16 protein-coding genes and 1 tRNA gene are annotated in these 26,161 nt (G+C 64.7%); 7 read left to right on the top strand and 10 right to left on the bottom strand.

Going from position 1 to position 26,161, the window contains the following annotated elements; translation table 11 throughout:
- Positions 1–108 precede the first annotated feature (108 nt).
- Complete coding sequence (locus tag QZL87_RS08555) at positions 109–1,185, top strand: MBL fold metallo-hydrolase (RefSeq protein WP_295326364.1); 1,077 nt, start codon at positions 109–111, stop codon at positions 1,183–1,185.
- On the opposite strand, the gene QZL87_RS08550 is transcribed toward QZL87_RS08555, so the two are convergent.
- From QZL87_RS08550 to QZL87_RS08530, 5 genes are all read right to left on the bottom strand, one after another.
- Positions 1,182–2,075 carry a PAS domain-containing protein gene (locus tag QZL87_RS08550; protein WP_295326361.1) on the bottom strand — a complete coding sequence of 298 codons (894 nt, stop codon included), beginning with the start codon at positions 2,073–2,075 and terminating at the stop codon, positions 1,182–1,184. The two genes, QZL87_RS08555 and QZL87_RS08550, sit on opposite strands and share 4 nt — an antisense overlap.
- Before the next feature lie 91 nt (positions 2,076–2,166).
- Positions 2,167–3,795 carry a TadG family pilus assembly protein gene (locus QZL87_RS08545; protein ID WP_295326359.1) on the bottom strand — a complete coding sequence of 543 codons (1,629 nt, stop codon included), beginning with the start codon at positions 3,793–3,795 and terminating at the stop codon, positions 2,167–2,169.
- Between the two features lie 2 nt (positions 3,796–3,797).
- Positions 3,798–4,241 carry a TadE/TadG family type IV pilus assembly protein gene (locus QZL87_RS08540; RefSeq protein WP_295326356.1) on the bottom strand — a complete coding sequence of 148 codons (444 nt, stop codon included), beginning with the start codon at positions 4,239–4,241 and terminating at the stop codon, positions 3,798–3,800.
- 168 nt (positions 4,242–4,409) lie between these two features.
- Entirely contained in the window at positions 4,410–5,285 is an 876-nt protein-coding gene (gene yghU / locus QZL87_RS08535; protein WP_295326353.1) for a glutathione-dependent disulfide-bond oxidoreductase, read from the bottom strand.
- 74 nt (positions 5,286–5,359) lie between these two features.
- On the bottom strand, positions 5,360–6,538 hold the full coding sequence (locus tag QZL87_RS08530; protein ID WP_295326351.1) for a CoA transferase: 1,179 nt from the start codon (positions 6,536–6,538) through the stop codon (positions 5,360–5,362).
- A 142-nt stretch (positions 6,539–6,680) separates the two neighbouring features.
- On the opposite strand from QZL87_RS08530, the gene QZL87_RS08525 reads away from it, so the two are divergent.
- Positions 6,681–9,911, top strand: coding sequence for an amidohydrolase family protein (locus QZL87_RS08525; protein WP_295326348.1), 3,231 nt, complete (start codon positions 6,681–6,683; stop codon positions 9,909–9,911).
- A gap of 114 nt (positions 9,912–10,025) precedes the next feature.
- Positions 10,026–10,115: transfer RNA gene (locus QZL87_RS08520), tRNA-Ser, on the top strand.
- Positions 10,116–10,651: 536 nt separating this feature from the next.
- On the opposite strand, the gene QZL87_RS08515 is transcribed toward QZL87_RS08520, so the two are convergent.
- Entirely contained in the window at positions 10,652–13,828 is a 3,177-nt protein-coding gene (locus tag QZL87_RS08515) for a hypothetical protein (RefSeq protein ID WP_295326345.1), read from the bottom strand.
- Positions 13,829–14,155: 327 nt separating this feature from the next.
- On the opposite strand from QZL87_RS08515, the gene QZL87_RS08510 reads away from it, so the two are divergent.
- Positions 14,156–14,977, top strand: coding sequence for a phytanoyl-CoA dioxygenase family protein (locus tag QZL87_RS08510; protein WP_295326342.1), 822 nt, complete (start codon positions 14,156–14,158; stop codon positions 14,975–14,977).
- Here QZL87_RS08510 and QZL87_RS08505 read toward each other — a convergent pair.
- The gene (locus tag QZL87_RS08505; RefSeq protein WP_295326340.1) at positions 14,970–15,599 is read right to left on the bottom strand and encodes a hypothetical protein; all 630 of its coding nucleotides are present in this window, start codon (positions 15,597–15,599) and stop codon (positions 14,970–14,972) included. The two genes, QZL87_RS08510 and QZL87_RS08505, sit on opposite strands and share 8 nt — an antisense overlap.
- Positions 15,600–15,790: 191 nt before the next feature.
- Between QZL87_RS08505 and QZL87_RS08500 the strand changes: the two genes are divergently transcribed.
- The 3 genes from QZL87_RS08500 to QZL87_RS08490 are packed head-to-tail and all read left to right on the top strand — an operon-like array spanning position 15,791 to position 21,024.
- Positions 15,791–17,311, top strand: coding sequence for an MFS transporter (locus QZL87_RS08500; RefSeq protein WP_362989179.1), 1,521 nt, complete (start codon positions 15,791–15,793; stop codon positions 17,309–17,311).
- Positions 17,308–17,742, top strand: a complete 435-nt coding sequence (locus QZL87_RS08495; RefSeq protein WP_295326336.1) for a hypothetical protein — start codon at positions 17,308–17,310, stop codon at positions 17,740–17,742. Before QZL87_RS08500 ends, QZL87_RS08495 begins: the two co-directional genes overlap by 4 nt.
- A gap of 3 nt (positions 17,743–17,745) precedes the next feature.
- Positions 17,746–21,024, top strand: a complete 3,279-nt coding sequence (locus QZL87_RS08490) for a carboxyl transferase domain-containing protein (RefSeq protein ID WP_295326334.1) — start codon at positions 17,746–17,748, stop codon at positions 21,022–21,024.
- A gap of 44 nt (positions 21,025–21,068) precedes the next feature.
- Here the strand turns inward: QZL87_RS08490 and QZL87_RS08485 are convergent, their stop codons facing one another.
- Genes QZL87_RS08485 through QZL87_RS08475 form a run of 3 tightly spaced genes read right to left on the bottom strand, consistent with a single transcriptional unit; the run spans position 21,069 to position 25,985 of the window.
- Complete coding sequence (locus QZL87_RS08485) at positions 21,069–22,643, bottom strand: AMP-binding protein (protein ID WP_295326331.1); 1,575 nt, start codon at positions 22,641–22,643, stop codon at positions 21,069–21,071.
- Between the two features lie 25 nt (positions 22,644–22,668).
- Positions 22,669–23,517, bottom strand: a complete 849-nt coding sequence (locus QZL87_RS08480) for a phytanoyl-CoA dioxygenase family protein (RefSeq protein ID WP_295326329.1) — start codon at positions 23,515–23,517, stop codon at positions 22,669–22,671.
- A 26-nt stretch (positions 23,518–23,543) separates the two neighbouring features.
- Positions 23,544–25,985 carry a TonB-dependent receptor gene (locus QZL87_RS08475; RefSeq protein WP_295326327.1) on the bottom strand — a complete coding sequence of 814 codons (2,442 nt, stop codon included), beginning with the start codon at positions 25,983–25,985 and terminating at the stop codon, positions 23,544–23,546.
- Between the last annotated feature and the right edge of the window lie 176 nt (positions 25,986–26,161).

Raw genomic sequence — 26,161 nt, 5'->3', positions numbered from 1 at the left:
TAAACGGTAAGTTGCCACTTGCAACCTTCCCTGACCGGATGATTGCGCCTAACCTCCCGGCTTGTCCAGCATGTGCAGAAGCCGCGTGCGGACCGGGAGGGGGTAAGAATGACCAGAAATCATCGAGCCGCGCTGTGGATCGCGGCGATCATCGGCGTCGGGGCATTGTCGGCATGGCTGTTCCAGCGGCCTATCGGCATGTGGCTCTTCGAGCGCGCGGCCCAGCGCAACATCGCGCGCGACCCGCTCGCTGCTCTGCCCGATGGATTGCACGTCGGCCTGTGCGGCACCGGATCGCCGCTCCCGGCGCGCGAGCGCGCGGCATCCTGCACCGTCGTCATCGCGGGCAAGGCGATGTTCGTCGTCGATGCGGGCGAAGGCTCGGCGCGCAATATCGCGCAGATGGGCCTGCCCAACGGGCGCATCGGCGCGCTTTTCCTGACCCATTATCATTCGGACCATATCGACGGCATGGGCCCGATGATGCTGCTGCGCTGGACCGCCAGCGGGAACAAGACTCCCCTGCCCGTCCACGGTCCCACCGGGGTCGAGGGCGTGATCGCGGGCTTCAACGCCGCCTATGCGCTCGACAACGGGTATCGCACCGCGCATCATGGCATGAAGATCACGCCGCCCGCCGCCGCCGGAGCGGTTGCGGTGCCCTTCGAGGTTCCGGCTTCACCGAGCGTCGTTTATGAGGCCGAAGGCTTGCGCGTCACCGCCTTCGCGGTCGATCATCGCCCGGTGCAGCCCTCGGTCGGCTATCGCTTCGACTACAAGGGGCGCAGCGTCGTGATCAGCGGCGACACGGCGGCGTCCAAATCGCTCGAAGCCGCCGCGAAGGGCGCCGACCTGCTGATCCACGAGGCGCTCCAGCCGAAGATGGTGAAAACCCTCGCCGCGCAGCTCGACCGGGCGGGCCGCAAGCAGACCGCGCAGATCATGCGCGACATTCTCGACTATCATGCCAGCCCGGCGCAAGCGGCGGACAGCGCGCGCGCCGCGGGGGTGAAGATGCTCGTGCTCAGCCATGTCGTGCCGTCGATGCCCTCGCCCTATCTGAACGCGGCCTTCCTCGACGGCGCCGAGGATCATTTCGACGGGCCGGTCGTCGTCGGCGAGGATGGCGAATATTTCTCGCTGCCCGCGAACGGCACGGCGATCGAGCGCGGGCGCTGGTTTTAGGAGCGCCTGACAAGCACGACCGCGCCTTCGCTGGCATAGGGACCGCGCACTTCCGCGATCGTCAATATGACATCGATGGCCGATCCGTCGCGCGTCACCATCTGCGACGCGACGCGGGCGGAATCGCCCGAGCGGAAGACCGATTCGAGCGCCTCGACGAAGGCGGCGCGCCGCCCTACCGCCAGTAGCGCGGAAAAGCGGACGCGGCGGATCGCCGCGGGATCGACGCCGACCAGCGCGGTGAGCATCGCGTTCGCTGCCTCGACCGTTTCGCGGACCGAAATGCGGGCGTGGCCGATCCCGCCGTCACTCTCGACGGCGTCCAGCATCGCGGCGCGCATGCCGCCCGCCGCGAAATCCTCCATCGCTTCGCTGACGTCGCGCAGCATGATCGCGCCGCCGACGGGCGCCGGAACCAGATCGACGTGCAGCCATTGGCGCGGTCGCAGCAGCCCGGGCAAATCGCCCGAAAACCTCTCCCTATGGTCGAGCAGGCGGACGATGTGATGAAGGATAAGGCTGTCGCCGAGCGACGGCAGCGCGGCCGTCAATTCCTGACCGATCAGGCCCGCCGCCGGCCTTTCGAGCATATCGGACGCCGCCGGATTGACCGCGACGATGCGCCGCTGCCGGTCGATCAGGATCACCGCGTCGCGGACCGATTCGACGAGGCCGGCGAGCGAGCTCTGGAGCAGATCCGAAGCCCCGGCGACATCGCGCGCCGTCCTGTCGCCCAGACGGCGATAATCGTCGAGCGAGATCAGTACATGCGCGTCCTTGCCATGATGCGTCACGACGACGGGCTTGCGCGCCGACTGCAATCGCCAATTGGCAAAGCCGCGGATGAAATCCGCCGCCGATACGCGCTGTGGTTCTTGTGCGGTCGCCACGATTGCCCCCAAATTCTTTCGACCATTATAGGGTCCGCGAGCGATGATCGGGCGCGCCATTATGTCCCTAATGGCGCCACTGTGCGCGGGATCAGACCAACCGCGCCTTGCCGCAGCGCAGCGCGTTGACCCGCGTATCGGCCTGCCCGACCTGCAAGCCGAGCAATCCCGTGAGGTCCGACAGCACGCTATCGAGCACCGGCGCGGCAAGCGCGACGGTCTCGCCGACCACGCTCGTCAACGCTTTCAGGTTCAGGCCGAGGCCGAGAACGTTGACGTCGAGCTCCATCTCGTCGGCGAGCGACCCCGCCGCGCCCGCGACCAGCCCCGTGCTCGACACCGTCTTCACCCGCCCCTCGTCGATCTCGCTGCGCGAAAATGCGACCGGCTTTTCATCGAGGTCGGACAGATTGAGCTCGGCGCGCGCATCGACGCTGACGAGCGGCAGTTTCACCACGCGCGCGGGCTGGGGGTCGAGCGGGCGCTGCATGTCCTGGAAATCGGCGTCGGGAACCGTGCCGATCGCCACCATCGCCGGCGAGGTGACGACGCCGAGCGAGACCGCGGCGCTGCTGTCCGGCGCACAATCGATGTCGGTGATCCGCGCCGACGCCGATCCGAGCTCGGCGAGCAGCGGCACATGGACGCTGGCGAGCGGCGTAGAAACCCGCGTGTCGACCTTCAGCCGGACCTGTGCGGTGCGGACGATGACGTCATTGGTGTCGGTCACCGCGATGAGCGGCGAGTCGGCGGGCGGCTCGCCGACGAGCAGCGCGACATTGACGCCCGATCCGCCGGGGAGATTGCCCGCGAGCGACAGGTCGACCTGGCGGTTCGCATTGCCGAGGAGCAGCATCGTGCGCAGCAGGCTGAGCGCATTGACCTTGACCGGATTGGCGGCGTCGATGCGGATGCTCGACGACCGCGGACCAAGGTCGATCGCGCGCGACGGCAGCAGCGCATGCGGCAGCGCGGCATCGGCGATCTGCTCAAGCGCGCTTGCCGCCTGCCCGTCCGACGCGCTCGCCAGCGCCGATACCACCTGCGGCAGCGTCGCCTGCGTGTTCAGCGTCTGACCGAAGGTCAGCACATCGGCATCGAGCTCGGTGCGAAGCGCGTCCGAAAAGGCGAGCAGGTCGATGTCGGTGCTGGCGAGCGCATTATAGTCCATCACCGACAGATTGACCTCGCTGCCGGTCAGCGCCGACAGCAGCGCGTTGGGCAGGCCGCCGTTCAGCGCCGCGACGCGCGATCCGAGCGAAAAGGCGGCATAGCCGCGCCGTGCGCCGGTCGCGGTCGCGCGGATGATGCTGTCCTTCCGGCCGGTCAGGAAGCGGCCGAAGAACAGCGGGCGATCGCGCGTCAGCGTGACGCGTATCGCGTTCGGCGACGCGCCGCCGCCGGTGAAGCGCTGTTCGGCCTGAACCGAAGGATCCGCGGTGTAGGTGCCCGGCGTGAGCGCGGCGATGGTGATGCCGCAATCGCAATTGGCCGCGATGATCCGCTCAGCCGCCGCGCGCTCCTCGCCGGGCCGTCCCGCCGCCGCCATCGCCGCAGCGTCGGCGATCCCCTGCAATTTACGGCGATCGAGATAGAGCGAGCCGAGATCGACCGCGAAGGCGGCCGAGCCGATCAGCATCGCCATGCCGAAGGCGGTCGTGATGCTGATACTCGCGCGGCGGCTGCGGACGAGGCGGCGAAGCAAGGACGGGCGCGCCACGATCAATCGACCGGCAATTCGAAGGTCGCGCGGGCGCGGATGACATGGTCGGGCGACGGAACGAGGCTCGAGCGCAGGAGGCTGCCCTGCGGCGCGGTGTAAGTGACGGCGACGGTGATCGCCTCGCTCGTTTCGGATATTGCGACGCTGTGCGCGCCACCCACGGCCTGCAGGCTGCGCGCGACCGCGCGGGTCGCGACCGCGCTACGGTCGGCGGCGTCGAGGCCGACGATCGCGGCGCGCGCACCGTCGTTGGCGGCCTGCTGCACATTGTGCGCGAGCAGGAAATATTGGCCGTAGACGAGGATGCCCATCAGCAACGCGAGGAGCAGCGGCAACACCAATGCCATTTCGACGATGGCGGCGCCGCGCTCCCCGCGCGCCAGGGTAAGGGCTGTGACGCCCATCTTGCGAACGCGCCGCGAAATTCTGCTGGAGCCGGTCATGCGGCCAGAATGGCGCGTGCAAATGAAAAGGGCGTCGAGAAGCCCCGACGCCCTTTTCGTGCATTTTACGAATTTTCGCCGCGCTTCCTGTCACGGCAAATGGCGTTGCAACAGCGGAACTTGCCGGGACGTTAATCGCCGCGACGCGCCGCTACGCGCAAAATGCGATCATTCGGCGTCCTGCAATTTGTCCTGCGTGCGCAGGTCGAAGTCCGAGGCGTCGTGGCGCTCGCGGAGCTGGCTCGCCGGGTCGCCGGTCACGCGATTGACCATCCGCCCGCGCCGGACTGCCGGGCGCGCCGCGAGCTGGTCGGTCCAGCGCTGGACGTTCTTATAGTCGTCAACCTGCAGGAACTCGCCCGCGTCATAGACGAGCCCCTTGGCGAGCGCGCCATACCAGGGCCAGATCGCCATGTCGGCGATCGTATAGTCCGCGCCGGCGATATATTCGCTCTCCGCGAGGCGCCGGTCGAGCACGTCGAGCTGGCGCTTCACCTCCATCGCATAGCGATTGATCGGATATTCCTGCTTGGTCGGCGCATAGGCATAGAAATGGCCGAAACCGCCGCCGAGGAAAGGCGCGCTGCCCATCTGCCACATCAGCCACGACAGCGTCTCGGCGCGCTTGGCGGTGCCGGTCGGCAGAAAAGCGCCGAATTTTTCGGCGAGATGGATCAGGATCGCGCCCGATTCGAACACGCGGATCGGCTCGGCGCCGCTGCGATCGACGAGCGCGGGGATCTTGCTGTTCGGATTGGCGCCGACGAAGCCGCTCGAAAACTGGTCGCCCTCGCCGATGTTGATCAGCCAGGCGTCATATTCGGCGCCGCGGTGTCCCGCCGCGAGCAGTTCCTCGAGCATCACCGTGACCTTCACGCCGTTGGGCGTGCCGAGCGAATAGAGCTGGAGCGGGTGCTTGCCGACCGGCAGTTCCCTGTCGTGCGTCGGCCCCGCGACCGGGCGATTGATGTTGGCGAAACGTCCGCCGCTTTCCTTGTCCCACGTCCAGATTTTGGGCGGCACATATTCGCTGTTGTCGGTCATCGGGGGCTCCTCGGCTGAATTTTATACTGACCGGTAACTTAATGGGCGATCGATGTTTGTCCACCCTCCCCGGCTCAAATAATCTTTGCCGCACGCAAAGCCGCGGTGGCTTCGGCGTCATAGCCGAGTTCGGCGAGGATCGCGTCGCTATGCTCGCCGACCCGCGGCGCGCGGCCGGGCGCGACCTTGTCGCTCGCCGACAGGCGGATCGGCGCGCGGATCACCGGGACGGCGCCGTTCGCGCCCGGATAATCGACCGGCTCGACCAGTTCCATCGCTGCGACCTGCGGCTGCGCCAGCGCCTCGCCCGCGCGCAGCACCGGCGCGGCGGGAACGCGCGCCGCCGCGAGTTCGGCGATCGCTTCGGCGCTCGTCCGATCGATGCACCAATGCTGCATGATCGCGCTCAGCTCCGCGCCATTGTCGCCGCGCGATATGTCGCTGGCATAAAGCGGGTCGTCGATCAGCTCGGGGCGCCCGACGAGCGCCGCCCAGCGCGCGAAGATCGACGCGCCGACGATCTGGGTGACGATCCAGCCGTCGCGCGTGCGGAACAGGTCGGTCGGCGCGGAGCTGAAACTGCGGTTGCCGATCGGCTGGCGGTCGATGCCGTTCAGCGCATGGTCGATGGTGAGCGCGTTCGACAGCGCCAGCGCGGTGCCGAGCAGCGATCCCGACACGCATTGCCCCTTCCCCGTCGCCTCGCGCTCGCGCAGCGCGAGCATGATGCCGAAGGCGCAGTGGAGCGCGGTGCCGAAATCGACATAATTGACCTGCGCGCGATAGGGCTGGTCGGGCGTGCCCGTGAGGTGCACCGTTCCCGACATCGCCTGCCCGACCGCGTCGAAGCCGACGCGGCTGGCGAGCGGCCCCTCGCTGCCGAACGCCGATGCGGTCGCGAGGATGATGCGCGGGTTGATCGCGGAAATACTATCGTAATCGAGGCCCAGTTTGACCAGCGCGTCGTGCGGGAGATTGGCGATCACGACATCGGCGGTTTCGACCAGGCGGCGGACGATCTCGCGGCCTTCCGGGCTGCCGGGCTTCAAGGTCAGGCCACGCTTGGCGCGGTTCATCTGCATGAACATCGCCCCCGATCCGTCGTCGGCGACGGGCACCGTATAGCGATCGTCATTGCCGCCGGGCGCCTCGATGCGGATCACGTCGGCGCCATAATCGGCGAGCAGCGCCGCGCAATAAGGCCCTGCGATATAACGGCCGAAATCGAGTACCCTGATCCCTTTTAGCGGCACGCCTCGCCCTCCCCGATCATTGTCTTTCGACCGGGCTAGCAGCCGCTCGTCGAAGCTGCCAGTTCTTCATCGAAACCTGTCACTTGCATGTTCGCGCCCGGGCCATATGGTCGGCACCATAATTTCAAACGGGGATAATTTCATGGCGCGCTTCGCTCTCGCCCTTGCGGCGGCTCTGGCTTGTTCAACCTCGGTCTGGGCGCAGACCGCGCCCGATGCCGACACGAAGAAGGAGGAGGACAAGTGGGACGTCAACGCTCCGCCGGGCCTCGCGACGCGCAAGATCCAGCTGTCGGTCGACGAGGGCAGCTGGATGAACGTGGATGTCGCGCCCGACGGCCGCACGATCGCCTTCGACCTGCTGGGCGACATTTACACCATGCCGATCGACGGCGGGACGCCGACGCGAATCGCCGAGGGGCTCGCCTATGAGCATCAGCCGCGCTTCTCGCCCGACGGCAAGCGCATCGCCTTCGTCTCCGACCGCGCGGGCGGCGACAATATCTGGCTGATGAACCGCGACGGCAGCGACAAGCGCCAGATCTCCAAGGAGGATTTCCGCCTGCTCAACCAGCCGAGCTGGTCGCCCGACGGCCAGTTCCTCGTCGCCAAGAAGCATTTCACCACCGGCCGCTCGCTCGGCACCGGCGAGGTGTGGATGTATCACGTCTCGGGCGGCGCCGGCGTCCCGCTGGTCAAGAAGCCCAACGAGCGGCACCAGAAGGAACTCGGCGAACCGATCTTCGCCCCCGACGGCAAGAGCGTCTATTATACGCGCAACGTCACGCCGGGTCCGATCTTCGAATATGCGCAGGACAGCAACACCGACCTGTTCCATATCGAACGCTACAGCCTGAACGACGGCGAAATCAGCACCGCCGCGTCGGGGCCCGGCGGCGCGGTGCGCCCGACGCCGTCGCCCGACGGCAAGCGCCTCGCTTTCGTGCGACGCGAGGGCACCCAGTCGAAGCTCTATGTGAAAGACCTCGCCTCGGGAGCCGAGAAGAAAGTCTATGACGCGCTCGACCAGGATGTGCAGGAAACCTGGGCGGTCACTGGCGTCTATCCGAACATGGCGTGGACCCCCGACAGCCGCGACATCGTCTTCTGGGCCGGCGGCAAGCTGCGCCGCGTGAGTGGCGACGGCGGCGAAGCACGCGTCATCCCGTTCGCGATCAACGACGACCGCGTGATCGTCGATGCGACGCATCCGGCGGTCGAGGTCGCGCCCGACAGCTTCGCGACGAAAATGCCGCGCTGGGCCGAAGTGTCGCCCGACGGCCGCAGCGTCGTGTTCGAAACGCTCGGCAAGCTCTGGGTCAAGCCCGCGACCGGCGGCACCGCGCGGCGGCTGACGAACGCCAAGGACGGCGCGATGGAATTGTGGCCGAGCTGGTCGCGCGACGGCAAGTCGATCGTCTTTGTCCGCTGGACCGATGCCGGTCTCGGCGAAATCCATGTCATCGGCGCGGGCGGCGGCGCGTCACGCAAGGTGACGGCGAACCCCGGCCATTATGCCGAACCGCGCTTCTCGCCCGACGGCAAGACGATCGCGTTCGAGCGGCGCGGCGGCGGCGGACTCACCTCGGAGCGTTGGGGCGAAGACCCCGGCGTCTATCGCATCGCAGCCGCGGGCGGAACCGCCGAGCGGATCGCCAGCGACGGCGCCAAGCCGCAGTTCGGTGCGGCGAACGACCGCGTCTTCATGATCACCGCAGAGGGCGGCAAGAGCCAACTCGTCAGCACCGATCTGCACGGGCAGGACAAGCGCGTTCACGCCAATGGCGAACTCGTCAGCGATTACGAGATTTCACCCGACGGCCGCACCCTCGCCTTCCGGCAGAATTATGACGCCTATGTCACGCCGCTGATGCCCGGCGGACAGGATGTGGCGCTCGGCACCAAGAGCGGCGCGCTGCCCGTAACCCGCGTTTCGGGCAGCGGCGCCGAATATATCCACTGGTCGGATGGCGGCGGCCGCCTCCACTGGAGCCGCGGCGCGACCTTGTTCAGCGCCGACCTCGCGAGCCTCTTCGCGAGCGCGCCCGCCGACGAAAAGGCGCCGAAATTCACGCCCCCGACCGACGGCGTCTCGCTGTCGATGACGCAGGCGGCGGCGAAGCATAAAGGCGTCGTCGTCATCACCGGCGCGAAGATCGTGACGATGGCCGACAAGGACGGCGGCGTGATCGAAAATGGCGCGATCGTCATCGACGGCGACCGCATCGCCGCGATCGGCCCGGCGGGGGCGATTAGCGTTCCCGCGGGCGCGGTGACCGTCGATGCGGCGGGCAAGACGATCGTCCCCGGCTTCGTCGACGCGCACGCGCACGGATCGCACGGCGAAGACGAACTCGTGCCGCAGCAGAACTGGTCAGAGATCGTCAATCTCGCGATGGGCACGACGACGAGCCACAATCCCTCGTCGCGCGCGTCGGAAATTTTCGTCTCGTCCGAAATGCAGCGCGCGGGCCTGATCCTCGCGCCGCGCATCTTTTCGACCGGCGAGGTCATCTATGGCGCGAAGGCGGCGGGCGTCTATGCCGAGATCAACGGCTATGACGACGCGCTGGCGCATGTCCGCCGGCTGAAGGCGCAGGGCGCGCACAGCGTCAAGAATTACAACCAGCCGCGCCGCGACCAGCGCCAGATGGTCGTCAAGGCCGCGCAGATGGAAGGCATGACCGTCGTGCCCGAGGGCGGTTCGCTCTTCACGCAGGACGTGACGCTGATCCAGGACGGCAATTCGACCGTCGAGCATAATATTCCGCTCGACATTTTCTATCGGGACCTCGTCCAGCTGTGGGGGCAGACCAAGGTCGATTACACGCCGACGCTCGTCGTGACCTATGGCGGCCCCGCCGGCGATCCCTATTGGCGCGCGCATACGAACGTCTGGGAGCATCCGATCCTGTCGCGCCACGCGCCGCCGGCCGAACTCGCCGCGAACAACAAGCGCCGCGTGATCGCGCCCGAGAGCGATTATGTCGACGATGATTCGGCGCGCGAGGCGGGCAAGATCGCCGCCGCGGGCCGCATGGTCTCGATCGGCGCGCACGGCCAGCAGGCAGGGCTCGGCGCGCATTGGGAAATCTGGTCCTTCGTGCGCGGCGGCTGGAGCAATATCGACGCGCTGCGCGCCGCGACGATCATGCCGGCGACGTCGCTCGGCTATGCGAAGGATGTCGGATCGCTCGAGGCGGGCAAGCTCGCCGACCTGCTGATCCTCGACGCCGATCCGACGCAGGATATCCGCAATACCGACAAGATCCACCGCGTGATGCTGGGCGGTCGGCTCTATGATCCGCTGACGATGAACGAGGTCGAGACGGGCGACCGCCAGCGCGCGTCCTATTGGTGGGAGACCGACTAGCCCCGACAAAGCTGTCATCCCGGCGAAGGCCGGGATGACAGGAATGTGGGATGATTTGCGACTAGAGGGTTGCAACGGCGACGGACCGTCGCTAGGGGCGTCTCCTCTCAGCGAGGAGAGTTGGCTGAGTGGTCGAAAGCGTCGCACTCGAAATGCGAAGTGCCGGCAACGGTACCGAGGGTTCGAATCCCTCACTCTCCTCCACCCCTTCCCCAAGGGTTTGAAATCGCAGAAAATGCTGAACAAGCGCGGGCGTCGCGGATAGCGACGCCCCAATGTCTGCTACAAAATCACATGCCCCGCAAACAATGCAACGGGTTGCACCCCACCTATATCGTCGGGGCAACGGCTACACCTTTCGCGGGAATATCCCCCGTATGCGCGCCCAGCGTTTGGCGGGATCACGGAATATGTCCGCAGCTTCAGCGATGTGACCGAGGCGCCATCGCCGGTCTGTGGTCGACCGGAATCAACGGGGGACGAGTCGAGCTGTATCGCTGAGGCGCGGCGATCTGCGGCAAGGTGGTTGATGCCGCTGTCGGGCATCATGCGCGACGGCGGCATAAGCTGGAGCTTCGGGCGCCAGCGTAGCGGGCCGAATATTCAGTAGCCCAATCTGGCCGATTTCTGTCTGGCAGCTTGGAGGTCTGCGGAGCAAGAAAGTTGCTCTTGTTTATCGCACCGGCTGCGCTTGGCCCAGGCAAATCGCGTGATCGTGGTTGCGCGCCGACGCCATCTCCTCAGAACTCTCCCGCGACGCCGATCCGGAGCAGGTTGTTCGAATGGCCGCCATAAGCGAAGCCGGCAGTGATCGCGAGGGACGCTTCGGTATAGAAACGGTGCGCGATCGAGCCGCCGATCGCCTGCTGGTCGCGGAACAATGTGCCGTTCAACACATAGCTGGTCCGTCCTGGCTCCGAAGGCATCGGCGCGTAGCCGAGCGCGGCCGCGGCGGCGATGCCCTCGCGCGCATCCCGGCGGTCGATCCGCATCGTCCGGTCGAGCGCGGCGATGTCGGCGGGACCAAAATCGGTGACCGCGAGACGGCCGGCGCCGTCGGCGGTGACGAAGCCGGTCGCGCCTGATTGCGCGGCGCGGCTGGTGTCGGAGGCGATGCCGGCGAGGGTGTAGGTCGAAGCGGCCGAGCCGAGCGCGACCTCATCGGCGCGGGTGGCGATAGCGCCGCGGCCGATCGCGACGCTGCCGTCTGCTTGCGCATTTGCACCATCGCCGAACGCCAGTGCGCCGTTGCCGGCGGCGACATTGTGGTTGCCGATCGCCACTGCGCCGTCGCCGGTCGCGGTGTTGGTGTTGCCGATCGCCACCGCCCCGAGGCCGGTTGCGGTGTTGGGATCGCCGATCGCCACCGCGCCGTCGCCCGAGGCGACATTGCCCGCGCCGATCGAGACCGCCGCGCCGTCCTTGGCGACGGCGCCATAACCCATCGCCACCGACCGGTCGCCGCTCGCCGTGCTGCCCGCGCCCATCGCCATCGAGTTGGTTCCGGTCGCTTGCGGCCCGTCGCCGGTCATATTGGCGCGAAAATACTTCCCGTTGGCGAGCGCGAGATCGGCGGTCTGCTGCGCGGTCGCGGCGTTGGCGAGCGCCGTGTCGGCGATCTTGTGCGCGGTCGCGGCATTGCCGACGGCCAGATCGGCGGTGTGCTGCGCGGTATCGGCTTTCTGCCGCGCGACGTCGGCGGCGCGCTGCGCGGTGGTGGCATTCGCCAGCGCCTTGTTGGCGGTCTCGCTGGCCGCCACGCCCGACGCGAGCGCCTTGTTCGCCGCGGCCTGCGCATCGTTGGCGCTCCGTTGGGCATGGTCGGCAGCGGCGCGAGCGTCGACGGCGTTAGCGATCGCCGTCTCGGCAGTCCTTAGCGCCCTCGCGGCATTGGCCAGCGCGGTGTTTGCCGTGCGATGGGCGGCGTCCGCGCTCGTCCGCGCCGCCGCGGCATTCTGATCGGTCGCATAGAGCTGCGATCCGGTGACCGCGTCGGTCGAGCCCGCAGTGACATTGCCCGCCGCCACGCCGGTCAGCACCCGCGCGCCAGCGGTTCCGCCGAAATCGACCGTAGCGCCGTCGGTCGCCGCGGCGACGCTGACGGCGCGGCTCGCCGGATCCTGCTGGACGAGACCGATCGAGCCTCCCGCGATCTGATTCTGGAGCGTGGCGATGCCGCCGGTGTTGATCGTCACCTGGCTATCGAGCGCGCCGAGCGCGCCGCCGACGTTGTCGTGGTTTCCTCCCTGGACGACGTAGCTCGGCGGCGTCAGCAATCCGCTTGCTTCCACCCCGGCGCCTCCGCCGAACGCCAGCGCGATCCGATTATTGGCGGCGAACAGCTGACCTCCGGTCACCGCATCGCTCGATCCTGCCCCGACGACGCCGTCGGCAAGATTGACGATCCGCCGCCTGGCGTCCGCTTTCCCCACCGACACGGTATCCGCCTGATCAGCGACCGATCCCCGCCCCAGCGCCACCGCGTTCGTGGCGGAGGCGCGCGCGCCCTGGCCGAAGGCGGAGGCGCTGGCGGCATTGGCATGTGCGCCATAGCCGATGGCGGTGGCGTTGGTCTGTCCGGCGGCGACCATGCCTGCCTGAGCGCCAGCACCGACCGCAGTAGTGCCTTGGTTGGTGAAGCCGTTGGCGAGCGTGCCTCCGGCAGCCGCACTGGCGCCGGTTGCCGTGCTGCCGTAGCCTGAAGCAACGCTGTTCTCTCCGATTGCCGCGCTATACGCACCCGTGGCGTAGCTCTTGGCGCCGGTTGCGGTGCTGTAGTCGCCCCAGGCGTTGCTGGCCATCCCGGTCGCTGTGCTGCTTTGGCCCGAGGCGACCGCGCTGGTACCGATCGCAGTGCTGTTGGCGACCGAGGCGTAGCTGCCATTGCCTATCGCGGCGCTCAGGTCGCCGCTTGCCTCGGCGCCATTGCCAACGGCCAGGCTGTTGGGGCCGGTGGCGACCGGCGCCGCGAGGCCGCCGGTATTGTTGCTGGCGATCGGCACCGCGGCGATCGCCGCGTCGAGTTGGCCGAGATTGACCGCATCGGTGGTGCTCGTACCGTCGGCGACGTTGGTGATCCGCCGCCTGGCGTCCGCTTTCCCTACCGACACGGTATCCGCCTGGTCCGCAATGGAACCGGCGCCGATCGCCACGCTATTGTCTGCGCTCGCCACGGCGACGGTGCCGATCGCGGTGCTGGTGGCGCCCGTCGCTTTGCTCTGGTTGCCGATCGCGGTGCCGCCGACGCCGGTTTGCGCCAGCCTACCGACCGCGGTGCCGCCGCTGTCCGCGCTGGCCTCGCTGCCGATCGCCGTCGCATAATCGGCAGCCGCGGCGTGCGCGCCGATGGCGGTGGCGAGCTGGCCGGCGCTACTGTTCGCGCCCACCGCCGTGCCGTCGTCGCCGGTCACGGTGCTGGAGGTTCCGATCGCGGTGGCGCGCAGCGCGACGCCAGTGCTCGCGCCGGTCCCGCAAGCCAACGAATCGTCCACCGACGAGATGGCCGCGTCGAACGGCATCGGAGGGCCGACCGATTCGAGCACATGGCCCGGGCCGCCCCCGCCCGATGGCGGCGGAATGGGGGTCGGGGTCGGGGTCGGGGTTGGCGCCGGTGCCAGCGGCGTCAAGAACAGGTTCCGGCAGTCGGCGGCCTCGCTGGTGAAGTCCGCCGGCGAAAGCGGCGGCGTCGGCGTCGGCGTCGTGGGGCAGACGCCGTCGAAGACGAAATAGCCGCCTTCGCAAAGCTGGGCGCCCGGGGTGCCGGTCTGCATGGCGGCCGCGGGCGCTATCGGCGCGCCGGCTAAGCCGATAGCCAGCGTCGCCGCGGCGCAGTTAAGCAGCAGCCCGGCGCGCGCACACCGGGCGGACGCCTGCGCGTCGGCGGTCGGCTCGGCGAAATCGAACAACAGGATCGTCATGAGTTTTCCCCTCTCCGCGCGTCAGGTGGACGCGCGGCCCAAACGGGGCGGAAATGGCACGGGTTGGGCCGATGCCGTTAGGCCAAGTGTTTCATCGCATTGGTTCAATCGTCTCAACGTCGATTGACGGACGCGCCGGCGGCCCTGGGAAGTGTTTACATTCAGGATTCCCATTGGGGATAGATTGTGATTCAAGCTGCTGGCTGTTTGGAGGTCGGCATGGATGGATCGACAGGAAGTAAGCGACGCGCTTTGCGCTATTAAAGAATATATCTTGCACCTCTTCGGTAACACGTTACCTTGCATCAGGAGAGGAGACCAAATGCCATGCAGAAGCTGCACGACCGCATTGTCGAACAAGGGCTTGAAGAGAATGTCGCCGAGCTGGACCAATGGGGATACACCATATTCCACGACGCGCGCACTGACCGGATTGTCGATGAGGTCCGCGAGGCCATCATTCGCACCGTGGCGGCAGGCGATGAGGAAAAAGCCCCGACGCGTTTCACGATATTGGGTGAGGATCCGATCTTTGCCGACGCCATATCGACACCAAAGCTTTTGACACTGGTCGAGTATCTGCTGGGCAAAGGCGCACTCTTCTCGCAATTGTCCGGCTCGCGGCGGCGCGCGGGAAAAGGTTCTCTCGGTCTCCACGCGGACAATAGCTGGTTTCCCGCCCCCTTCCCCGAATGGGAGATCATGTGCACGGCCTGCCTGGTCACCGACGAATTCACTGAGGAATCGGGCGCGACGCTTGTCGTTCCGGGTTCGCACAAGCTGAAGCGTCATCCGTCGCCCGAAGAACGCGCGGAACCGGAAGGTGCGCGACCGATCGTCGCATCCAAGGGCGCGATCTGCCTGTGGGACGGATCGGTATGGCACGGCAACTATCCGCGCCAGATCCCCGGCGAGCGCGTCGTTTTGCACATGACATATACGCGGATCGGCATGCAGCCGATCGAGAATTACGATCATCTGGGCGAGGATTGGTTCGCCGGCAAGGACCCCGAACTACCCCGCTTGCTGGGTCGGGAAATCTTCCTCGGACGCAGCCCGACGTTCAAACAAAACGACCGCGAGTTGCTGCGCAAGACATATGACCAGGTTCACGGATCGGAATTCTGGCAGAAGCGCGGGATTACCTGACCGGAAGCGCCGCTCCGCCGGGATAATCCTGAATCGCTTTGTCGTAAGCCCGGGCGTTCAGGTGCAGCCGGTCGACCCATTGCGGCGTGGCGACGCCGGCAAGCGCAAGCGAAAATCCGAAACATATTTTCTGCCCGGCAAGCCAGATATCGAAATCGCTGGACGCCCAGTTGCGCAGGTTCGCCGCAAACAGGTCTGTGAGGATTTCGGCGATATTCGTGATGTCCAGATCGTTGCGCAGGAAGCCCTCTTCGATCGCGCGGCGGACCATATTGGTATAGATGGGCAGCATCTCACGCGCAGGTTCGGTCTCGTCGCCGCCCGAAAATGCCTGCGTCGCTCGGAAAAGCGCGCGATAAAAGGGCTGTTCGCGAGCATAGAACTCCATGCCGAGCAATGTTCGGTCGAAGAACATCTCGAGCCGATCGATGGACCGGTAATTTCTGACGATCTCCCGGAACTCTTCCTGTTCCGATTTCAGCAGCGCGCGGATGATCCCGTTCTTCGATCCGAAAACCTCATAGGGCGTGCGCAGGCTGACCTGTGCGCGCGCAGCCAATGTCCGCATCGGCAGATCGAAATTCCCTGTCTCGCGGACAATAGCCTGCGCGGCCTGCAGCAAGGTCGCCGCTCGCTTGTCCGACATATGGCCGCCCGGGCCCGTCACGTCTTCGACATCCGCCATAACATCGCCGCTATATCGCGTGCCTCGCCGCCTGCAACCCATGACATTGACTAGCTCGCCCCCCGATGGCATGTCGCTGGTAACGCATTACCAAACAGATTCGCGAGCGCAGCGATGCGCTGTGAGAAATGGAGAGAAGGATGAGGGAAGCAGTTCCGGGAGCTCCCCCGGTCGTAGCCTGTACGCCCTCTCCTCCTATCGGCGAAGCCGCTCGCGAGGGCAGAAGCACCGACCATCTCTCGATCGGAACCAAATTGGGATATGGCCTCGGCGAAATGGCCGAGGGCGTAAAAACCGCGACGCTCGAGACATTTCTCTTTTTCTATTATGTTCAGGTCATCGGACTGCAAGGCTCGCTGGTCGGACTCGCGCTGCTGATCGCATTGCTGTTCGACGGCATCTCGGACCCGTTAATCGGCCAATTGTCCGACCGGACGGCGACGCGCTTTGGCCGTCGGCATCCCTATCTCTATCTCGCTCCCCTCCCGCTCGCCTTCGGCCTTTACATGCTCTTCGATCCGCCCGCAGGCTTGGGCCAATGGGGAATATTTTTCTGGCTCCTCGGCTTCACGGCCTTCTGCCGGCTGATGCAGTCTTTCTATTTCATCCCCCATATGGCTCTCGGCGCCGAACTCTCGACCGACTTCAAAGAGCGGATTTCGGTTTCCGGCTACAGAAACATCTTTGCTTTTGCAGGGCGCCTGCTCGTGATTGCGATTGCTTTCAGCATATTCTTTCACACAACCCCCGAATATCCGCAGGGCCAGTTGAACGAAGGCGCCTATCCGCCGCTCGCGCTGACATGCGGCGTGATCGCGCTGGTTGCGATCCTGGCGTCCGCCGCGACGACCCAAAAGCGCGCGCTGCAATATTATTCCCGGATGCAATCGCAGGGCCGCGGCCAGTTCCACGAACCGATGCTCAGCAATCTCTTCAACGCGTTCCGGCTGCGGACCTTTGCGATCTTTTTCGTCGCGATCCTGATTTCCTATGTCCTTGGCGGCGTGCAGGCAGCCCTGGCGGTGCATGTCAACACCTTCTACTGGAAACTGCCCACATGGGGTATCCAATGGGTGTTCCTCGGCGCGGCATTCGGCTTCATGCTCGGATCCGTCTTTGCTCGCGCGTTGGCCGACCGGTTAGACAAACGCACAGCCTATATTGCGTCGGTGATATTGTCGGTCGCGTTGAATGTCGCCCCGATCGCCCTTCGCGAAGCGGGCGTCCTGACGCCTCCCGAAAGCGCAGAGATGCTGACCGCGCTGCTCGCTGCCGCGGCATTTTTTGCGTCGCTGGCAGGCGGCCCGGCCATGGTGATTGCAGGCGCAATGCTTGCCGACATCGCCGACGCCTACGAGTTGCGTTTCAAAAGCCGGAGCGAAGGTTTTCTCTTCGGCGTCAGCGCGTTCACGCGAAAGGCGTCGCTGGGGATCGGCGGCGCGCTCGCCGGGGTAGCACTCGACCTGATCCGCTTCCCGCAAGGCGTCGCAGTCGACGAAGTACCGCACGAGACCGCCGTCCATCTGGCGCTGCTGTATGGTCCCATGATGCTCGTTTTCACCGTGATCGCGATGTCGATCATGTGGTTCTACGACCTCGATCGCGACAAGCATGCACGTATCCTGCACGAACTGGAATCGAAAGAATGACGATGATTTTTGCCGGCCCGCAGTGGATCGAACGCATTAAGGAACTGCTCGCGCGATTGGTGACCGAGAACAGCGACCGTCTGGCCGGCCATCATTTTTCTCTGTCCGAAACCTTCACTTCCGTGCCGCCCGATGGCGGGACCAGTTTCTGGGCAGCGAGGATCGAAGGCGGAAAAGTTCGTTTCGGCGACGCCCCCGACCCCGACGCGGATTTCGCGCTGGTTGCGGAGCAGACGGCCGCTTTGCCCGGTGCAATGTTGATCTATGACGGCGCGACGGAGCAGATGCTGAAAGCGGCCAATGATCACCGGCGCGCGATGATTGCCGCAGGCCGAATGACGATCCGCGTCGGAAGCCACAAGGCACCGGAGCCAATCATGGCGGTTTTACGCGAGCTACACGACAGCATCGCGAAAGAAACAGCAGTCTAGATCATGAAAAAGCTGTTGATAGCCAATCGCGGCGAGATTGCCGTCCGCATCGCTCGCGCCGCCGCAGGCCGCGGTATCAGGTCCATCGGCATCTATTCGGCCGACGACCGCAACGCATTGCACAGCCGGCGGACCGACGAAGCGCTCGCGCTTCCCGGAAGTGGCCCCGCCGCCTATCTTGACATCGATGCGATCGTCGAAGTCGCACGCGACGCAGGCTGCGACGCGGTCCACCCCGGATACGGATTTCTGAGCGAGTCCGCAGAGTTCGCTCAGCGGTGCGAGGAGGCCGGTCTGGTCTTTGTCGGCCCCGCAGCGGTGACACTTGCAGCGCTCGGCGACAAAGCCCACGCGCGCGCGATTGCCTTGGCGGCAGACATTCCCGTTCCGCCCGGCAGCGATGGCCCGGTCGGTGTCGAAGAAGCCCTCGCCTTTTTCGACCGTCACGGGGCGATGATGATCAAGGCGGTCGCGGGCGGCGGCGGTCGCGGAATGCGCCCGGTCACCGATCGCGCGGCGGTCGCCGACACGCACCAGCGCTGCAGCTCAGAGGCGCTCGCCGGGTTTGGATCCGACGCTGTCTATTGCGAAAAGCTCGTCGGCCGGGCGCGCCATGTCGAGGTACAGATCATCGGCGACGGCACGGGCGATGTCGTCCATCTGTGGGACCGCGAATGCAGCCTGCAACGCCAGCGGCAAAAGATCGTCGAAATCGCTCCCGCACCCGGGCTGGATACGGCGCTGCGTGAAAAACTGTTCGACGCCGCCGTCGCTATCGGCAGGGCCGTGAATTATCGTGGGGTCGGGACGGTAGAGTTTCTCGTCGACCTCGATAACGGCAGCTTTTACTTCATCGAAGCGAATGCCCGGCTACAGGTCGAACATACGGTGACGGAGGCGGTTACCGGGCTCGACCTTGTCGACATCCAATTGGAGCTGGCAAATGGAATGTCGCTCCGCAACCTCGAACTGCGACAGGACCGAATTCCCGCCCCGCGCGGCGTAGCCATTCAGGCGCGCGTGAACGCGGAAGCAATCGCTGCCGACGGGATGCCCCGACCGTCGGGCGGTCGCATAGGCCGCTACGAAATACCGGCGGGTCCGGGTGTGCGCGTCGACGACTGCGGAGAGCGGGGATATCAACCCAATCCCCGCTTCGACAGCCTGCTTGCCAAGGTGATCACGACCGCGCCGACCGGCGGTCTCGCGAACGCCGTTCGTCTGGCTGACCGCACCCTCGGCGAGTTTGCGATCGAGGGCATCGAAACCAACCTCTCGTTTCTCCGCGCATTGTTGCAGCATCCCGAAATTGCGGCCGGCGCGTTCGATACGTTTTTCATCGAGCGCCATCTCGGAGCACTTCTCGATCATGCAGACCAGTTGAAGCCCGACCCTTCGTCCGACGCCGCAAGCGACGCGCCATCACCGGACCATATAGTGGACGTGCCCGCCGGTACGGTCGCGATCGCGGCACCGATGACCGGCTCGCTCATAGCATTGCCGGCAGCGGCGAACGAGGCGGTCGCGGCAGGACAGCCTGTCGCGGTCATGGAGGCAATGAAACTCGAACATGTCATCACAGCGCCGGCGGCGGGCTATGTGCGGCTGTTGCCGAACGAGATCGGCGCCGTGGTATCGGAGGGCAGTCCCATCCTGTTCTTCGAGGAAGCCGATGTTGGTCTTTCGGCGATCGAATCCGCCGCCGACATCGATCCCGACCATATTCGCCCCGATCTCGCCGAATTGCACGCGCGCCGTGCGCTCACGCTCGATACCGCGCGTCCCGATGCCGTCGCCCGCCGGCGTGCCCGCGGATATCGCACGGCGCGGGAGAATGTCGACGATATCGTCGATGAAGGCAGCTTCATCGAATATGGCTCGCTCGTCATCGCGGGCCAGCGGTTGCGTCATCCCGTCGACCATCTCATTCGCACGACTCCGGCCGACGGCATGGTCACCGGGATCGGGCGCGTGAACGGCGACATATTTGGCGCCGATGCGTCGCGCTGCGTCGTCATGTCCTATGATTATACCGTTTATGCCGGCACACAGGGCCTGAAGAACCACGAAAAAACGGACCGGATGCTGGAACTGGCCGAGCGTTGGCGCCTGCCGGTCATCCTGTTTGCCGAAAGCGGCGGCGGCCGCCCCGGTGATACCGACCGGCCCGCGGGCGGCGGCATATTCAATACGCGCGCCTTTGCGTTGCAGGGCCGCCTGAGCGCGCTCGTGCCCCAGATCGCGATCGCAAATGGTCGCTGCTTCGCGGGCGCCGCCGTACTGCTCGGATGCTGCGACGTCGTGATAGCGACGAAGGACACGACGATGGGCGTCGGCGGCCCGGCTCTGATCGAAGGCGGCGGCCTCGGCGTCTACACGCCGGAGGAAGTCGGGCCGGCCGAGGTACAGGCGGCGGGCGGCGTCATCGACATCCTGGCGGAGGACGAAGCCGACGCCGTGCGCATCGCACAGAAATATCTCTCCTATTTTCAGGGACGACTGCCCTCGTGGGATGCCGCCGACCAGCGGCTTCTGCGCAGCATGGTGCCTGAAAATCGTCTGCGTGCCTATGATATCTGCCGGATCATCGAGACATTATGCGACACCGGTTCGGTGCTGGAGCTTCGCGAGACATTCGGCCGCGCCGCGATTACCGCACTGGCCCGGATCGAGGGTCGTCCGATCGGAATCATCGCGAACAATTCGGCCTATCTCGGCGGCGCGGTCGATGCCGATGCTGCGGACAAATGTTCGCGCTTCATGCAATTGTGCGACGCGTTCGACATCCCGATCGTCGTTCTGGCGGACACGCCGGGCAATATGGTGGGTCCGGAAGCCGAAAAGTCGGGGCTGATCCGGCATTGCTGCCGCATGTTCGTGACCGGCCCCAACCTGACGGTTCCGCTTTTCTCGGTCGTCCTGCGCAAAGGCTATGGCCTTGGCGTGATGGCGATGGTCGGCGGCCATAGTCAGGCCCCCTTCTTTACCTTGTCCTGGCCCACCGGCGAATTCGGCGGCATGGGGCTGGAGGGCGCAGTCAAGCTGGGCTATCGCAAGGAAATGGAGGCAATCGCCGATCTCGACGAGCGGCAGCGCTGGTACGAACAACGCGTCGCCGAATCCTATGAAAATGGCAAAGCGATCAGCACCGCGATGGGGTTCGACTTCGACGAAGTGATCGATCCCGCCGAAACGCGGGCTCACATCGTCGCGGGTCTCGAAAGCATTCCCGCGCCTGTACGGACGGGCAAGAAAAAGCGTCCGTTCATCGATAGCTGGTGATGCAGAGAGAGTAGCGCCGTCGCCCCTCCTCCGCCGCCGGACGATCAGCCGAGCCGGTCGAACGTGTCTGTCGTGATTCCTTCCGCGCGTAGCAGATGCTTTTGCACCTTCTGCGTCGGCGTCTTGGGCAGATCGTCCATCGTGCGAATGTAGCGCGGCAACATGAAGCCGGCCATGCGCGGCTCCAGAAATTCGATGAGCTTTTTCGGATCGATCTTCTCGCCCGGCGCGGGGGCTACGACGACCATCACTTCCTCCTCGCCAAACGGACTTGGAACGCCGATCGCGGCTGCCTCACGGATCGACGTGTGTGAGCAGACGTCGCTCTCGACCTCAAAGGACGAGATATTCTCGCCGCGGCGGCGGATCGCATCCTTGATCCGGTCGACGAAGAAATAATTGCCTCCTTCGTCTCGCCGGAAAGCATCGCCCGTATGGAACCAGCCGTTGCGCCACGCCGTCGCGGTGGCTTCAGGGTTGTTCAGATAGCCAATCGTCATCGACCACGGACGGTCGCATCGCAGGATGAGTTCGCCGATCTCGCCATCGGCGACATCGACGTCATTGGCGTCGACGAGCCGCGCCTCGACCCCGGCGCGTACCGTGCCGCAGCTGGATACCGGAAGATTTCCGCCCGGTTCGGCCACCAGCGGGGTCGATATCTCGGTCATATTGAAGCAGGTCCGCACCTCACAGCCGAAGCGGCTTTCGAAGACAGCGGCGTCCTCGGTGTAAGGGACCATCATGACAGATCGCAACGGGTGATCGCGATCATCGTCGCGCGGCGCTTCCTTGGCAAGAAACGCCGCCATCACGCCCAACAGGACCAGACAGGTGGTCCCCGTCTCGCGCACGACGCGCCAGAAATTCGAGGTCGAAAATTGCGTGATAAGCGCGAACGACGCGCCGCTGTAGAGCGCGAGAAGCACGCCCCCGGTCCCCGAGATATGGAAAAGAGGCAAGGCGACGAGATAGCGATCGTCAGGACCGACATAGCCGAACGCCGCGTTGATCGACGTATAGCTGTGACAATAGGTGACAAGCACGCCCTTCGACGGACCGGTCGTGCCGGACGTGTAGATTACCATCTGCACATCCCATGGCATGACCTTTGCCGGATCCGCGACCTTCGGCCCGTCGAGGCTTTCCCACTTGTGGAAGCGTATATCGCCCATCGCTTCGGGCGCATCGCCGAGCGTGACGATGTCGGTCAGACATGCACGGTCGATTGTCCGCAGCCGTTCGGCAAGTTCCGACTGGGCGATCATCAGCCGCGCCTGTCCGTTCGCTACCACATGTTCGAGAATATTTCCGCGGTACGCCAGATTGATCGGAACATAGATCGCCCCGAGCCAGTTGATCGCCAGCCAGACCGCAACCGCTTCCCGGCCATTCGGTAGCCACACATTGACATAGTCGCCCTGCGCGACGCCAAGCGCGCGTAGACCGCCGGCCATTTTCTGAACGATCGCCAGCGTTTGCTCGTAGGTCCAACTGCTTCCGTCCTCGAAGAGAGCGAAGACCTTGTCGGGCGTTTCGCGCGCATAGCGTTCCAGCAGCGGTCCCGTCACGCAAGCGTCCGCCGATGGAACTGCGCTTCCCGTCCAGATATCGCTCATTTCGTCTCCTCTGCGGCGTTGCCGGTCAATATCCCTGAGGACCGTGAACCATCCTGTAGGTATGGCGCAATCTGTCCTGATCCGTCTGCCCGCTGGTTTCGGTAGTCGAATGAAAGAAAAGGTCGCGGCCTAAAAGGCCGCGAAATTCGGAGGCATTCTGCTCCAGCCATGTGTCGCCGAGATGGCTGTAATCGTCGATCGGCTGCATCCCGAGCCGCGTGTAAGTGGTATGAAGAACAACCCGTTCACCCGGCGTTTTGCGGGCGTAATTTCCGTGCCAGACCGATCCGTCCCACAGGCAGATGGATCCTTTCGGTGCGACAATCGCCCGCGCGCCTTCCAGAGACTCGCGGACGTCCCGCGGGGGGTGGCGCTTTTGCTTATGCGTCCCGGGGATGATCATCGTCGCCCCATGCTCTTCGGTAAACTCGTCGGTGACCCAGCATGCGGTGCACATGATTTCCCAAGCCGGAAACGGCTCGGGGAACCAGCTATTGTCCGCGTGTAGCCCGAGGTTCCTGCCGCCCGGCCCCCGGATCGTCCCCAGCAGTTGGCTCAGCAGCATGCCGCGCCCGACAAGAAATTCCGCCAGCGCCAGCAGGCGGGGAACGGTGACCGCCTTTGCAAATACCGGATCGCGGCCGAGCAGAAGCCCCGCACGCCGACCCCTGTTTTCACCTTCGGACGTCTGCGACAGCCGCAGGATCGCTTCACGCAACTCGTCGGTAATCGCGTGGGCGGCCGGATCCTGGATGATCGTGTAGCCGTCCTCCACCAGGTCGCGCGCATTGTCCCATAAATCCAGTTCTTCGAACCGCGCGCTCAATTCCGGCGAGAGATTGTCCACTCCGTGGCGGATCGTTTGCGTTGCCATGTTTGGGCCTCCCTGGCGTTAGCGTCCTAGAATTTCTTCCAGACCTGAAGCCCGAACATGCGCGGCGGAGCATAATTTGCAGCCGCGAAACCGAGCGTGTGAAGTTGTGCGACCTTGCCGGTGGCATAGAGCTTGTCGGTCACATTGTTCACGAAGACCGCCCCGTTCCAGCCCGATCCGGCCACGTCGCGCAATTCCGCCCGCAGATTGACCGTGCTGTAGGGGGCCTGCGAAATGGCATCGAGGCCTTCCGGATAGAGCTGGAGATCCCGCGCCGCGGCCGCGACATAGTAAACCCGGCTCTGCGTGAAGAGCGACGCCGACAGCCCGAGTTCGCCAACGTCGGAACCGAGCGGCGCCGTGTACTGGAATGTCACATTGCCCGAATGCTTCGGCATGTAGGGTAACGGGTTGTTGCTGAGATCGAGGAAACAGACGCCGGCGGGAGATTCGGGCACACAAACCGCATCGCCGGGACGTGCGGCATTGTACGGATCGACGCCCGTCCACGTCTTGTATTTCGCATGGTTGTAGGAATAGCCGAAGTTGACGCTGAAGCTCGGATCGAATGCCACCGTGCCTGCCACTTCGACGCCGCGTAGCTGGATTGCGGCGATATTGGCGAGGTAACGATAGGATACACCATCGACGAGGCCGAGCAATGTCTGGGCGATATTCTTGTAATCGGTGTTATAGGCCGCCGTATTCAACCGGACCGCCACGTCGCCAAGATAGAATTGGGTCTTGAGACCGATTTCCTGGGTGTTCACCGTGGCGGCATCATAAACGGGCTTGTAGCCTGGCAGATTGGAGCCGGGAGGCGGACTGATCGCATTCACACCGCCGGGCACATAGGCCCGCGTCGCCGAGGCATAGGCCATGATGTCGGGCGTGAACTGCTGCTGGATCGACAGCGTATAGTTATAGCCCTTGCTCTTCGTCGCCGAGTTGGTCTCCAGCGTACCAGGCTCGAAGTTGCCGGTGACCGGGTTGCGGACCGGGGCGATCGTCGTCAGTTCGGAATCGGACCAGCTGTAACGATATCCGCCGGTGAGGCTGAGCCCCTCGATGCCGGCATGCGACAGATCGAGCGTGGCCTGACCGAAGACTGCCTTTTCCTTCGCCACCGATCGTTTGATGAAGCCCACGGCATTCACATAGCCGTTTGGATTGCTGTAGAGCTTGTAGACGTTCGAGGTGCCTTCCATGTTCCGGGGCGCCCGCTGATGCTGATAGAAGCCGCCCACATTGGCTTTCAGCAGACCGTCCCACAGTTCGGCGTGCAGTTGAAGCTCGTTGGTGTAGGTATGGAGCGCGGGGCCGAGCTTGGCCCTCAGCATCGTTCCCACCTGGTTGTTCGAACCGAAGTTGCTGTAGTTCGCGGAGGCGAAGCCGCCTTCCTGCAGAATGCCGCCGACACCATCATAGGAGCCGGCACTGTTCGATGTGAAAGAGTCGAACGAAAAGATGTTCTTGAGGCTGATCCGCGTCGAACCAGTATCGATCGCCTCGATCTGGGTATTGTTAACGACGCTGGCATGCTTCATCTGCGTCAGCTGCGCCTGCCCGTCGTAGGTCGGAGCGGTGATGCGTGCAGCCTTCTTTCCGCCCTGCTCCAAACGCGCCGTTTCCGCCTCGAGCACGGCGAGAAACGCGGGAGTCAGATTGGGATGGGTCGGTTTGTAACCGGCCAGGATCGAACCGGTGGCAGACTGATCGATATTTTCATAGGAAGCGAAAAGCGTGTTCTCCAGTCCCCCCGACTTGAACGCCACGCCAAGGCGGTACTGCTGGTTGTTGACATCATCGAGACGTTTGCTCGTCCCGAACTGCTTGGTGTAACCGCCCACGCGATTGGCGTTTGCGGCAAGCCGAATGGCAAGACGATCGTCGATCACCGGAATGTTCACCACACCTGTGAACTGAGCCCGGCCGTAAGTGCCCACGGTCATGTCGACCAAGCCGCCCCATTCATTGAATTCAGGCTTTTGCGGGGTGATCAGGACAGCGCCAGCCGCGCTCGACCGTCCGAACAATGTGCCTTGCGGACCGTTCAGCACCTGAACTGAGGCGATATCGAGAAAGGGTGCGCTGGCGATGCCGCCGCAGCAGGGAGCCTCGGCAAAATAGGTCGTGACCCCTGCCGACAGGCCGCGCACCGAGAAGCGGGCGTTCATGTCGTTGAAATAGGAAACGACGCTGAGCGACGGCGCAAGCTTCGGCAGGTCCTTGACAGCAATCACGCTTTCCGTGCGCAACATATCTCCGCTTACCGCGGTGACCGAGGTCGGGACACGCTGCAGATTTTCCTCCACGCGGCGCGCCGTGACGATGATATCGGTGAAGCCCTGATGGCTTACCCCTTCGTCGGCGCTTTCGGGCGGGGCGGCTTCCTGGGCCGCGGCAGGGGCGACGTGAAACAACGTCAGCGGCAGTACCGCGGACGACAACAAGAGCCTCTTGAACATGCCCTCTCCTCTTCATGTCACAGCCCTCCCCGATGGCAGGTCGCTGCTGATTATATTATTACCCGCCCCAGGGAACCCAGCGGCCTCGCAAGTCCGCAAATCGCACCTTGGTAACGCGATACCAATGGTTATCGTCGAACCGGAGCCAGTGTCAACAGGCTTTCGACAGCGCACGT

Source organism: uncultured Sphingopyxis sp., assembly GCF_900078365.1.
GTDB lineage: Bacteria > Pseudomonadota > Alphaproteobacteria > Sphingomonadales > Sphingomonadaceae > Sphingopyxis.
The sequence above is the reverse complement of the archived record's forward strand: the minus strand, read 5'-3'. Positions and strand labels throughout refer to the sequence as shown.

Bases quoted from the DNA above. Each gene is read 5' to 3' on its own strand.
- QZL87_RS08510 (WP_295326342.1), top strand. From the start codon at position 14,156: ATGCAGAAGCTGCACGACCGCATTGTCGAACAAGGGCTTGAAGAGAAT.
- yghU (WP_295326353.1), bottom strand. From the start codon at position 5,285: ATGACCGACAACAGCGAATATGTGCCGCCCAAAATCTGGACGTGGGAC.
- QZL87_RS08480 (WP_295326329.1), bottom strand. From the start codon at position 23,517: ATGGCAACGCAAACGATCCGCCACGGAGTGGACAATCTCTCGCCGGAA.
- QZL87_RS08515 (WP_295326345.1), bottom strand. From the start codon at position 13,828: ATGACGATCCTGTTGTTCGATTTCGCCGAGCCGACCGCCGACGCGCAG.
- QZL87_RS08555 (WP_295326364.1), top strand. From the start codon at position 109: ATGACCAGAAATCATCGAGCCGCGCTGTGGATCGCGGCGATCATCGGC.
- QZL87_RS08490 (WP_295326334.1), top strand. From the start codon at position 17,746: ATGAAAAAGCTGTTGATAGCCAATCGCGGCGAGATTGCCGTCCGCATC.
- QZL87_RS08485 (WP_295326331.1), bottom strand. From the start codon at position 22,643: ATGAGCGATATCTGGACGGGAAGCGCAGTTCCATCGGCGGACGCTTGC.
- QZL87_RS08500 (WP_362989179.1), top strand. From the start codon at position 15,791: ATGGAGAGAAGGATGAGGGAAGCAGTTCCGGGAGCTCCCCCGGTCGTA.
- QZL87_RS08525 (WP_295326348.1), top strand. From the start codon at position 6,681: ATGGCGCGCTTCGCTCTCGCCCTTGCGGCGGCTCTGGCTTGTTCAACC.
- QZL87_RS08475 (WP_295326327.1), bottom strand. From the start codon at position 25,985: ATGTTCAAGAGGCTCTTGTTGTCGTCCGCGGTACTGCCGCTGACGTTG.
- QZL87_RS08495 (WP_295326336.1), top strand. From the start codon at position 17,308: ATGACGATGATTTTTGCCGGCCCGCAGTGGATCGAACGCATTAAGGAA.
- QZL87_RS08540 (WP_295326356.1), bottom strand. From the start codon at position 4,241: ATGACCGGCTCCAGCAGAATTTCGCGGCGCGTTCGCAAGATGGGCGTC.